14 protein-coding genes and 2 pseudogenes are annotated in these 10,013 nt (G+C 71.1%); 14 read left to right on the top strand and 2 right to left on the bottom strand.

The window, feature by feature from the left end; all coding sequences use genetic code 11:
• Window positions 1–75 precede the first annotated feature (75 nt).
• The 7 genes and pseudogenes from ACFXOA_RS06940 to ACFXOA_RS06910 all read left to right on the top strand — a co-directional run.
• Window positions 76–285, top strand: a complete 210-nt coding sequence (locus ACFXOA_RS06940) for an MbtH family protein (protein WP_385023406.1) — start codon at window positions 76–78, stop codon at window positions 283–285.
• Window positions 286–319: 34 nt separating this feature from the next.
• Entirely contained in the window at window positions 320–577 is a 258-nt protein-coding gene (locus ACFXOA_RS06935; RefSeq protein ID WP_385023404.1) for an acyl carrier protein, read from the top strand.
• Window positions 574–1,842, top strand: coding sequence for a beta-ketoacyl-[acyl-carrier-protein] synthase family protein (locus tag ACFXOA_RS06930; RefSeq protein WP_385023402.1), 1,269 nt, complete (start codon window positions 574–576; stop codon window positions 1,840–1,842). The genes ACFXOA_RS06935 and ACFXOA_RS06930 overlap by 4 nt, the downstream gene beginning before the upstream one ends.
• Entirely contained in the window at window positions 1,839–2,912 is a 1,074-nt protein-coding gene (locus tag ACFXOA_RS06925) for a beta-ketoacyl synthase N-terminal-like domain-containing protein (protein WP_385023400.1), read from the top strand. Before ACFXOA_RS06930 ends, ACFXOA_RS06925 begins: the two co-directional genes overlap by 4 nt.
• Entirely contained in the window at window positions 2,909–3,661 is a 753-nt protein-coding gene (gene fabG / locus ACFXOA_RS06920) for a 3-oxoacyl-ACP reductase FabG (protein WP_385023398.1), read from the top strand. The genes ACFXOA_RS06925 and fabG overlap by 4 nt, the downstream gene beginning before the upstream one ends.
• Window positions 3,658–4,485: a 4'-phosphopantetheinyl transferase family protein gene (locus ACFXOA_RS06915; RefSeq protein ID WP_385023396.1), complete on the top strand. Its 828-nt coding sequence runs from the start codon at window positions 3,658–3,660 to the stop codon at window positions 4,483–4,485. The genes fabG and ACFXOA_RS06915 overlap by 4 nt, the downstream gene beginning before the upstream one ends.
• Window positions 4,482–5,426, top strand: a pseudogene (locus tag ACFXOA_RS06910) (hydroxyacid dehydrogenase); the annotation flags it as partial. The gene ACFXOA_RS06915 and the pseudogene ACFXOA_RS06910, both read left to right, overlap by 4 nt.
• A 35-nt stretch (window positions 5,427–5,461) precedes the next feature.
• Here ACFXOA_RS06910 and ACFXOA_RS06905 read toward each other — a convergent pair.
• Window positions 5,462–6,481, bottom strand: a complete 1,020-nt coding sequence (locus ACFXOA_RS06905; protein WP_385023394.1) for a helix-turn-helix domain-containing protein — start codon at window positions 6,479–6,481, stop codon at window positions 5,462–5,464.
• A 143-nt stretch (window positions 6,482–6,624) separates the two neighbouring features.
• On the opposite strand from ACFXOA_RS06905, the gene ACFXOA_RS06900 reads away from it, so the two are divergent.
• From ACFXOA_RS06900 to ACFXOA_RS06870, 7 genes and pseudogenes are all read left to right on the top strand, one after another.
• Window positions 6,625–6,975 (top strand): hypothetical protein, encoded by a 351-nt coding sequence (locus tag ACFXOA_RS06900; protein WP_385023392.1) that lies wholly within the window; start codon window positions 6,625–6,627, stop codon window positions 6,973–6,975.
• A gap of 88 nt (window positions 6,976–7,063) precedes the next feature.
• Window positions 7,064–7,315: a hypothetical protein gene (locus ACFXOA_RS06895; protein WP_385023390.1), complete on the top strand. Its 252-nt coding sequence runs from the start codon at window positions 7,064–7,066 to the stop codon at window positions 7,313–7,315.
• Complete coding sequence (locus ACFXOA_RS06890) at window positions 7,315–7,581, top strand: chorismate mutase (RefSeq protein WP_385023388.1); 267 nt, start codon at window positions 7,315–7,317, stop codon at window positions 7,579–7,581. Before ACFXOA_RS06895 ends, ACFXOA_RS06890 begins: the two co-directional genes overlap by 1 nt.
• A 474-nt stretch (window positions 7,582–8,055) precedes the next feature.
• Window positions 8,056–8,442 carry a CPCC family cysteine-rich protein gene (locus ACFXOA_RS06885; protein WP_385023386.1) on the top strand — a complete coding sequence of 129 codons (387 nt, stop codon included), beginning with the start codon at window positions 8,056–8,058 and terminating at the stop codon, window positions 8,440–8,442.
• Window positions 8,439–8,690 (top strand): annotated as a pseudogene (locus tag ACFXOA_RS06880) (HEAT repeat domain-containing protein); the annotation flags it as partial. The gene ACFXOA_RS06885 and the pseudogene ACFXOA_RS06880, both read left to right, overlap by 4 nt.
• A 259-nt stretch (window positions 8,691–8,949) precedes the next feature.
• Complete coding sequence (locus ACFXOA_RS06875) at window positions 8,950–9,171, top strand: hypothetical protein (RefSeq protein WP_385023384.1); 222 nt, start codon at window positions 8,950–8,952, stop codon at window positions 9,169–9,171.
• Window positions 9,172–9,174: 3 nt separating this feature from the next.
• Entirely contained in the window at window positions 9,175–9,807 is a 633-nt protein-coding gene (locus ACFXOA_RS06870) for a DUF6000 family protein (protein ID WP_385023382.1), read from the top strand.
• A 20-nt stretch (window positions 9,808–9,827) separates the two neighbouring features.
• Here the strand turns inward: ACFXOA_RS06870 and ACFXOA_RS06865 are convergent, their stop codons facing one another.
• Window positions 9,828–9,998, bottom strand: coding sequence for a CbrC family protein (locus tag ACFXOA_RS06865; protein WP_385023380.1), 171 nt, complete (start codon window positions 9,996–9,998; stop codon window positions 9,828–9,830).
• Window positions 9,999–10,013: the final 15 nt, after the last annotated feature.

The following is a 10,013-nucleotide window of genomic DNA, read 5'->3' as shown; positions in this document are numbered from 1 at the left end:
CGGAACACGCCCACTCCCAATTTCTTCCGAGTTTCCCTACGCACACCGAATCCCTCGCACACCGGAGAGTCACCCATGAAGAACAACCCGTTCGACGACGAGAGCGGCACCTTCCTCGTGCTGGTCAACGACGAGGGTCAGCACTGCATCTGGCCCGAGTTCGCCGCCGTCCCGACCGGCTGGAGCACCGTCCTTCCGGCCGGTCCCCGCGAGACCGCGCTCGAACACATCGAGCGGACGTGGACCGACATGCGCCCCAGGTCCCTGACCCGTACCGCGGCCTGAGCACTCAGGCCATCACATCCGAGAGGCAGCTGACATGACTGTGAACACTCCCGTGGACGTCAAGGCCGTCCGGGCCGTCATCATCGACATCCTGGAGCTGGAGGACGAAGAGCTCACCGGCACCAGCCTGTTCGTCGAGGACCACGGCGCGGACTCCCTCGGCGCGATCGAGATCCTGTCCCGTATCGAGAAGGATCTCGGAGTCGTCCTGCCGCAGGACGACCTGGTGAAGCTGATCCACCTGGACGCCGTGCTCGAGGTGCTCGCCACGGCCGAACGGCGGCAGCCATGAGGACCGCCGAGGATGCGGGCGCGCCCCGCCGCGTCGTCATCACCGGCTGCGGCGCGCTGTCCAGCGTCGGCAGCGGGGTCGCGGAGTTCGCCGCGGCCCTGCGGGCCGGCAAGGTGGGCACCGGGGAGATCACGGTCTTCGACACCACCGGCTTCCCCAGCAGTCGCGGTCACCAGGTGCACGGTTTCACCGCCGCCCGTCTTCAGCGGATTCGCCCGGAACACACCGGTCGGGCAACCCAGTTCGCGGCCACGGCCGCCCGGATGGCGCTCGACGACGCAGGACTCGACGAGGACTGGCTGCGCGAGCGGCGCGGCACCGTGGTCCTCGGCACCACGGACGGCGAGGTCGGCGAGCTCGACCTGCTCACCGAATCAGCGATCGCCATCGGGCTCGGCGCGTTCACCGGTACGGCCCTGGGCAGGACCGCCACCGGGGCTCTCGCGCTCGGCGTCGTCCGCGAACTCGCCCTGACGGACGTGGAGTCCTCGACGGTCGCCACCGCCTGCGCCGCCGGCAACTACGCGATCGGCGCCGGCTTCGACGCGGTACGCGCCGGCCGGTCCGAGTGGGCCCTGGTCGGCGGCGCGGACGCGCTGAACCGCAAGACCTTCGCGGGATTCGCCCGGCTCGGTCTGATCGCCCCCGACGAGTGCCGCCCGTTCGACGCCGAACGGGTGGGCCTGCTCACCGGCGAGGGCGCCGGCCTGCTGCTCCTGGAGTCCGAGGAGTCGGCGCTCGCCCGCGGCGCCCACATCTACGCCGAGGTCCTCGGCTACGGCCTCAACTGCGACGCCGCGCACCCCACCGCGCCCGAGGAGAACAGTGTGGCCCGCTGCATCCGCCTGGCCCTGGAGAACGCCTCCGTCAAGCCCGAGGAGGTCGACCTGATCTCCGCGCACGGCACCGGAACCCCGACCAACGACACCACCGAGGTCGCGGCCATCCGCCAGGTGTACGGCGAGCGCACCCCTCCGACGGTCGGTATCAAGGGGATGATCGGCCACACCATGGGAGCGGCCAGCGCCCTGGGCGCCATCGCCTCGGCGCTCGCCATCCGGTACGGGTTCATACCGCCGACGGCCAACCACCGCAGTACCGACCCCGCGTGCGACGTGGACGTCGTACCGAACGAGTCGTTGACCGCCGACGTGCGGATCGCACAGAACAACGGGCTCGCCTTCGGCGGCAACAACGCCGTCGCGCTGTTCGGCCGGCACGAAGGCTCCCGATCCGCAAGCCCCCGAGGGGAGTACCTACGATGAGTTCCGCGGTCATCACCGCATGGTCGGCCGTGTCTCCGTACGGCACAGGCCGTGCCCCGCTGACGGCCGGTCTGCGCGGACGTGTCCTACCGCCCGAGTCCGCCGGCCCCGGGGAATGGACGGCGCGGCCGGACGCGACGGCCCGCCTTGTCCCGGATTTCGAGGTCCGCGAGGCGCTCGGCAAGGCCGGCACCCGGGGCATGGACCGGCTGACCGGCCTCACCGCCGTGGCCGTACGGGAACTGCTCGGCTCCGAGACGGCACCGCTGCCCGAGGACGACCTGGCCACAGGTGTGGTGCTCGGCACCGCGGCCGGCAGCATCCAGGGGTTCATGGAGTTCACCAAGGCGTCCTTCGAGGGAGACCGGCCCATCGACGTGATGCCGTCGAAGATCCCCAACATGGCCATGAACAGGGCGGCTTCGGCCGGTGCGATCCGCCACGCCCTCAAGGGTCCCAACTCCACTGTGGCGGCCGGGCGGCTCTCAGGACTCGCCGCCCTCGACCTGGCGGTGCGGCTCCTGTCCGACGGGCGTGCCGAGCGGGTGCTCGCGGGTTCGGCGGAGGAGTACTCGGCGATCCGCGCCCATCTCACGCACGCGGCACACGGCGAGGACGTGGTGCTCGGCGAGGGCTGCGTGATGGTGCTGCTCGAACAGGGCGACAAGGCGATCGGACGACCGCTTGCCGAGGTGCTCGCGGTGCACCGGCGCGTAGCGCCGCAGGGCGAGTTCACCGAGGTGCTCACGGACACGGTGCGCACCGCGCTCGCGCAGGCGGGTATCGGGGCGGACGCGGTCTGGGCCGCTGTGGCAGGCGAGGCCCCCGGTGCGGCCGGCGAGCAGGAACGGCGGGTGCACGAGGCCCTGTTCGCCTCGGAGGTGAGCGGCCGGGCCGCGTCCGTCGCACTACTCGGCGAGACGGCGGCCGCCACGGGCGCGTACCAGCTCGCGGCCCTGCTGTCCGAGCCGGGTGAGCCGGGGCGTATCGCCCTGGTGACGGCTACCGACCCGGACGGGCCCGTGGGCTGCGCCGTACTGCGCCTGCTGACGGACGGAGAAGCCGTATGAACGGCCCCGGACAGGAGACCTCACGTCCCGTGGCCCTCGTGAGCGGGGGTTCGCGCGGGATCGGCCGGGCGGTCGCCCTGCGCCTGGCCGAGGAGGGGCACGATGTCTCCCTGTGCTACCGCGGCGACGAACAGGCCGCCGCGAACCTGCGGAAGGAGCTGAACGAGATCGGCGTCCGGGTGCTGGCGCGGCGCGTGGATGTCACGGACGCGGCGGCCGTACGGGACTGGGTGGATGCCACCGAGCTGGAGCTGGGACCCGTCGCTGTCGCGGTCACCTCGGCCGGGATCACCCGGGACAGGCCGATGCTGCTGATGTCCGACGGCGACTGGCACGACGTGGTGGACACCAATCTCGACGGCGTCCACCACGTGTGCAAGGCCGTCCTGTTCCCGATGATGAAGCGCCGGGCCGGCAGCATCGTCACCGTCGCCTCCGTCTCCGGTCTGCAAGGCAACGCGGGGCAGACCAACTACGCCGCGTCCAAGGCCGGGATCATCGCGCTGTCCCGCTCGCTCGCGAAGGAGGTCGGACGGCGCGGCATCCGGGTCAACTCGGTGGCGCCCGGCCTCATCGACACCGACATGTCGGCGGTGCTCGACGACCGGGTCAGGCAACAGGTCACCGAACGCACGGCACTCGGACGGGCCGGGCTGGCGGCCGAAGTCGCGGAAGTGGTGGCCTTCCTGGCCTCGGCACGCGCCTCTTACGTCACCGGTGCGGTGCTGCCCGTGGACGGCGGGCTGTGACGGCCGGGGTGGCGGGGACGGGGCTCGCCGCCCCGGCTCTCGTGCCGCCGCTGCGACCCGGCCAGTGCCAGCTGTGGTGGGCGTCCGCCCGGGACGCCCACCCGCGGTTGCGGGAGTTGCTCGACGAGGGCGGGCGCGCCCGCGCCGACCGGCTGCGCAAACCGGCCGCACGGGCGCTGCACCTCACGGCGCACGCCCTCGCACGGGTGGTAACTGCTGCCCAACTACAGTTGCAGACAAGCATGTTGCGCATGCAGGCCGTCTGCAAGCAGTGTGGCGGCCCGCATGGAAAGCCACAGCCTCCGGAGCCGCTGAGGCTGTCCTGGTCGCACTCCGGCGAGCGGGTGGTGGTCGCACTCACACTCCGCATCGACATCGGCGTCGACGTGGAACGCGTCGCCCCGTACGAACAGGAGACCGCTGACCGGGTACTCGCCGCACCCGAGCGCGCCGCCCTCGCGACGCTGCCCGAGGCGGGCCGCCCCGAGGGATTCGTACGCTACTGGACGCGCAAGGAGGCCCTGCTGAAGTCCACCGGCGACGGTCTGGCCGTGTCACCCGGGCTGCTGCACGTCACGGCGCCCGCCGCCGCGCCCCGGCTCCTGTCGTGGTCGGGTCCCGCCCGTCCCTCACTGCCCCTGCACCTGTACGACCTGGACGCGGGCCCCGGCCACCTGGCCGCGCTCGCCACCGTCGGGGCCCCCGTGCGCCTGACACGGCACGACGGTTCCTCGCTGCTCGCGGCGCAGCATGCGTCGGCGGACGCGTCCGGCCTGCTCACCGACCCCATCCGCCCCACTGCAGAAAGGTCTTTCGCCTCATGAGCCCCTACGTCGTCCTCATCGCAGAGGCACTCAGCCCCCAGGCCGTGGAGACACTCACCCGGGCCGGTGCCGCAGAGGTGCGGCACGTGGACGGCACGGACCGACCCGCGCTGCTCGCCGCGCTCGCCGAGGCCGATGCCGTCCTGGTGCGATCCGCCACCCGGATCGATGCCGAGGCCCTCGCCGCCGCCCCGCGGCTCAAGATCGTCGCGCGGGCCGGGGTCGGCCTCGACAACGTCGACGTGCCGGCCGCGACCGCCGCCGGTGTGCTCGTCGCCAACGCCCCCTCGTCCAACGTCGTCAGCGCCGCCGAGCATGCCGTGGCCCTGCTGCTGTCCCTGGCCCGGCACGTCCCGCAGGCACACTCCGCGCTCAGGAGCGGCCGCTGGGCGCGCGGTTCGTACCTGGGTGTGGAGCTGGCCGGCAAGACGCTCGGGGTGCTCGGGCTCGGCCGGATCGGCTCGCTCGTGGCTCACCGGCTCGGCGCGTTCGACATGGAGGTCATCGCCTACGACCCGTACGCGGACCAGGCTCACGCGGACCGCCTCGGGGTGCGGCTGACCGGTCTCGACGAACTCCTCGAACGAGCCCAGTTCCTGACCGTGCACCTGCCGCTGAACGCCCGGACCAAGGGCCTGGTCGGCTTCGAAGCCTTCCAGCGTGTACGCACCGATCTGCGCATCGTGAACGCGGCGCGCGGCGGCATAGTCGACGAGCAGGAGCTGTACGCGGCGCTCAAGGAGGGCAGGATCGCGGGCGCCGCCCTGGACGTGTACGCGCAGGAACCGTGCACGGACTCACCGCTGTTCGACCTGGACAACGTGATCGCCACCCCCCACCTGGGCGCCGGCACCCCCGAGGCACAGGTACGGGCAGGGACCCAGGCCGCCGAGTCGGTGCTGCTCGCGCTGGCCGGGATGCACGTACCGGACGCGGTGAACGCGCCGCACGACGCGCCTGCTCACGCGCGGTGAGTTCAGTCGCCGCCCTCGTCGTCCGCGGCCGCTCCGCCTCCGAGCCAGCCGCGTTCCTTGGCCAGTGCGCCCGCCTGGAACCGGCTGCGCGCGCCGAGGCGGGCCATCAGGTCGGCGGTGACCCGCCGGCCCGTACGCACCGACACGCCCAGCTTGCGGGCGACCACGTCGTCGGTGTGGCCGTCGAAGAGCAGGTCGAGCACGGCCTGTTCCTGCGGGGTGAGCCTGTCCGGTGCGCCCGTCACCGCCCGGCCGACGCAGAGCGGCTGAGCCTGCTCCCAGGTCTGCTGGAAGAGCGAGACGAGCGCTGTGACCACACCGGCGCCCTGCAGGATGAGCACACCTCGGGCGGCGGCTTCGGGATCGATGGGCACGATGGCGGCGCGCCGATCGAAGATGATCATCCGCAGCGGCAGCTGGGGCAGCACCCGGACCTCTCCACCGATCTCGTACAGCCAGCGGGCGTAGGTCAGCGTCGCCGGGTCGTTGCGCACCGAGTCCAGGTAGACGTAGCGCACCTGCACTCCGCGCTCGAGCGCGGCACGGTCGAGTGGGCGGGCCGCCCTGAGCGCCTCCTCCGTCTGGGCGCCGCCCGGGGCGAACACCTCGACGCTGCTCGCCGCCCCGTGGGCGAGGCGCTCGATCTGCGAGTTGATGGCGTCGAGCCCGGTGTACCGGCCGACCTCCTCGGTCTGCGTCTCCTGGTCCTGGCCGTACTCGGTGAGCATCTGCGTGATCGCGAGGCGGGTGCTGGCGACCGCCTGCTGGCGCTGGGCCAGCTCCTGCTCCTGGCGCTGCAGCAGGCCGGCGAGTCCGAATTGCGGATTGACCAGACGAACTTTGTCCGGCTCCTCGGAGGAATTCCGCACGAGAGTGAGTTCGGCGAGTCTGTCCAGCGTGGCTCTGGCCCGCTCGACGGGCCAGTCGAGCCCCTCCGCGATCTCCGTGACACCGGCCCTGGGCTGCTTCAGCAGAATTCGGTATACCGCCTCTGCATCCGCATCAAGACCCAGTTGCCCCATTGCTCAACTCCCCCCAGAGTCCCCCGTCGACCGAACAAACCGCGTCGCAGTCCCCTCGACTATCGCAGCCCGGTTCGATCTGGAGCAACACTACTCAGGGGTACACCCCCCCGGTTGTCAGGAAGTTCACGGAGGAGCAACCCATGTACCTGGTGACGGCGACCGTCCCCGCGGAAACGCTGCCCGAGGACTCTTCCCTCGGCGACACGATTCGTCAACTCGCCCTACCTGAGGACCGGTTGGAGCACATCCATCTGCATCCAGCCGTCGGCGGCGGCGCGCACCTGACCCTGTTCCTCGACCACCCCGACAGCAGGGGAACCGAGGCCGCGGCGGCCCGCCTGGTGGCCCGGGCCCTGCCGGCGAAGGCGGAATCAGCACTCGAATGGGCCCCGGCGACCCCTCTCCTGAGCGCCTTCGAACAGCTCGCCCTCGGCACTCACGACGGTCCGGATGACAGGGAGTTGCCATCACAGGAGCCTGACACTCGATGACACGGACGGGACTGGCGGCGAGTGTGAAACTCAAGGAGACCGAGAACGAAACCGCACCGACGTGAAAGTTCCGAGGAGACATCACCGCATGCGTGCCATCGTCCGTCACAGCATCCGCAAGCCCGCCGCCCGCGGGGTCGCCACCGCCGCCCTCGCCCTCCTCGCCGCCACCGTGCCGGTGTCGGCGGCCACGGCCGCCGGCCCGGGCCACGCCACCACCGAGGCCGCCCCGGGCCGGACCGTACTCACCACGGCCACGACCTCCTTCGCGGAGACCGGCGAAGTCGTGCGCGACATCGTGGACCTGCTGTCCCCCCTCGGCCACACCTGGGGCAACTGATGGCGCACACGGAGGCCGCGGCACTCGCGGACGTGTCCACGCTGCGTGACCGGATCGACCTGGTGGACACGGAGATCCGAGCCCTGATGGAGCGCCGCCGCGAGTTGTCCCGGGAGATCCAGCGCACCCGGATGGCAGAGGGCGGCACACGCACCGACTTCACCCGCGAGATGCGCGTCATCTCCCCGTACTCGGAGTCGTACGGCCGGCAGGGGACAGCCGTCGCGATGGCGCTCCTGGAGATCTGCCGGGGCGAGAGCGCCTAGTCCCGGCATCCGGCCTCGCGCATCACCCGACTCCGCCGATCTGCGGTTCTTCTCGGACGGGGCGGCCGTTCTCCGCGCTTCGAGACGCCGAGTCATGAGTGCAGAAGAGCGACCGGCCGCTGCGTACGATCCTGCTCCGAGACCGCGTCGCGGCAACGCCGCCTGGCCGAACACTGCCACCGCGTCACAGAATCGAGTACTCACCACGGACACGAAGCTGTGCCCGACCCGGCAACAGGCGGGTCGGGCACACATTCTGATTGAGCGTCAGGCGATGAAGCGGAATGTCCGCGATCTGATCCTGACCTGCGGCGGCACCCTGGGCAGGGCCCTGACCTGGGATTTCCTCGTTGGCATGCATTGGTTCCCGACGACCGTCTACGGGTGTCCTGCGGACTGGCTGCGGACCTGCCGGGCGGGCGGAGGCCGAGAAAGCCATGGCGCACCGGCGGAACCGGCAAGGAGACTGCCCAGGTGAGCGACCGCTACCCCTGCCCATGCTGCGGGCACCGCGTGCTGGGCGAGATGCCCGGCTCGTACGAGATCTACCCCGTCTGCTTCTGGGATGACGGCGGGGTCCAGTTCGGCTGGCCCACCATGGCCGGCGGGGCGAACAAGGTCTCCCTGATCGAGGCCCAGCGCAACTACCAGGACTTCGGTGCCTGCGACCAGCACGGCCGCCGGTACGTCCGCCCGCCGGCCGAGGACGAACCGCTCTCCCCCGCCTGGCGCCCCATCGACCTGACGCGCGACTCCTTCGAGGACTGGGCAGCCGAGGCCCGCGCCCCGTGGCCCGACGACCACTCGGTGCTCTGCTGGTGGCTCCCCACCTTCTGGCGCCAGGACCACTCCACGTCATGACCTCCCACATCGAGACACTCGTCCAGCAGCTCGACGGCAAGGCCGACGAGTCCTACGACGCCCGCGCGGAGCTGATCTGGATCGGCGCCGACGCCATACCCGCCGTCATCGACGGCCTGCCCTCCCTCGGCGGCCACGGTCAGACGACCGCCATCGAGGTCTTCGAGGAGGTGGGCGATCCCCGTTGCGGACCCGCGCTCATCGGCCTGCTGGACAGCGACAACCCGACCGTCCGCGAATGGGCGGCCATGGCCCTGGCAAGCCTGAAGATCGACGGCGCCGTCGAGCCCCTACGCCGCGCCTACCGCGCCTGCCTGGAACGCGCGACCCCACCGGACTGGAGCGAGCCTGTCGGCATCCGCTGGGCCCTGACCGAACTCGGCGCACGCACCTCCGTCGTCCCACCGCTCACCACGCGCCTACGACCCACCACTGCGGACAACGCCCCCCGGCTGGCCTTCAGCCCACTTCACCGAGATCGTCAACGACCTCGCCGATCACGCCCAGGTGATCCTCTACTCCCAGTTCTGGCGAGCGGACGCCGCCCGCACGTACGGCATCTCCGGCACTGGCCTGGACTGGGAAATCGACTGGACCGCGCCCTGGGAGCACCTGGTCGACGATTCCCGCACCTGGTCCCTGCTGGAAGCCTCCGAAGCACCCGCCGGCGACAGCATCTTCGTCGCCCCCACCTGGATCGACCGTACCGACCTTTACCAGGAAAGGTGACCGATGCCGTTCCAGCACCCCGAGGAGATCGGCTGCGGCTACGTGATCGAGCGCTACGCGGCAAGGAAGGGCTCAGGCCACGCGCGCTACCTCGTCCTGAAAAGTGGTCGATTCCTGCGACCCGAGTGGCCTCACGGCGAACGCTTCGCCCGTCACCTCATCGACGACGCGGCCACGATCACCGATGCCGAGTTGGAAGCCCTCCTCGGCTACGAGTGGCGCTCGCGCCTCACCGCCGCATGGCTGATCGGCGTCGACCGCCGCGAACGGTTCCGCGAACGCATCGGCGACCTCCTCCTGGCCAGCGAGGTCTGCTTCTCCGGCAGCGCCTACTGCTTCGCCCTGGCCCGCTTCGGCACCCATGCCGACGCCGAGATCCTCACTGCCTACCTCGACCACTACCTCCCCCGCACCGACCTCCGCTACGACCAGCCCGCAGCCCTCGGCGCCCTCCTCCGCCTCGACGCCCACCTCGGCACCCACCACGCCGGCCGCTTCACCCAGCCTGACGGTCTCTGGGAACGGTGGGTCAATGCCCTGGCCCACCTCCGCGACCACCCGGCCTACACCCCCGTCGAGCGTCGCCGCTGGACGAACCTCCAATGCGACTTCGCCAACGGCTGGACCCGGCCGTAGCCGCAACCGCCCGACCGCGGCTACGCGAAGTCCGCGTACGCCATGTATCGGCCGCACGTGCGGCACATGAAGAGGTAGCCCGTGGGCTGACTGTCCTTGTCCACGGCACCCAGATAGCTCTCCATCGCCTCGGCAGACCACCCCCACGCGCCGGCCTCGCTGCGCAGCGCCTGCAGGGCAACCGGGAACATGGCCAACGCCGCATC

This window comes from Streptomyces sp. NPDC059166, assembly GCF_042755185.1.
In the GTDB taxonomy this organism is placed as follows: domain Bacteria; phylum Actinomycetota; class Actinomycetes; order Streptomycetales; family Streptomycetaceae; genus Streptomyces.
The sequence above is the reverse complement of the archived record's forward strand: the minus strand, read 5'-3'. Positions and strand labels throughout refer to the sequence as shown.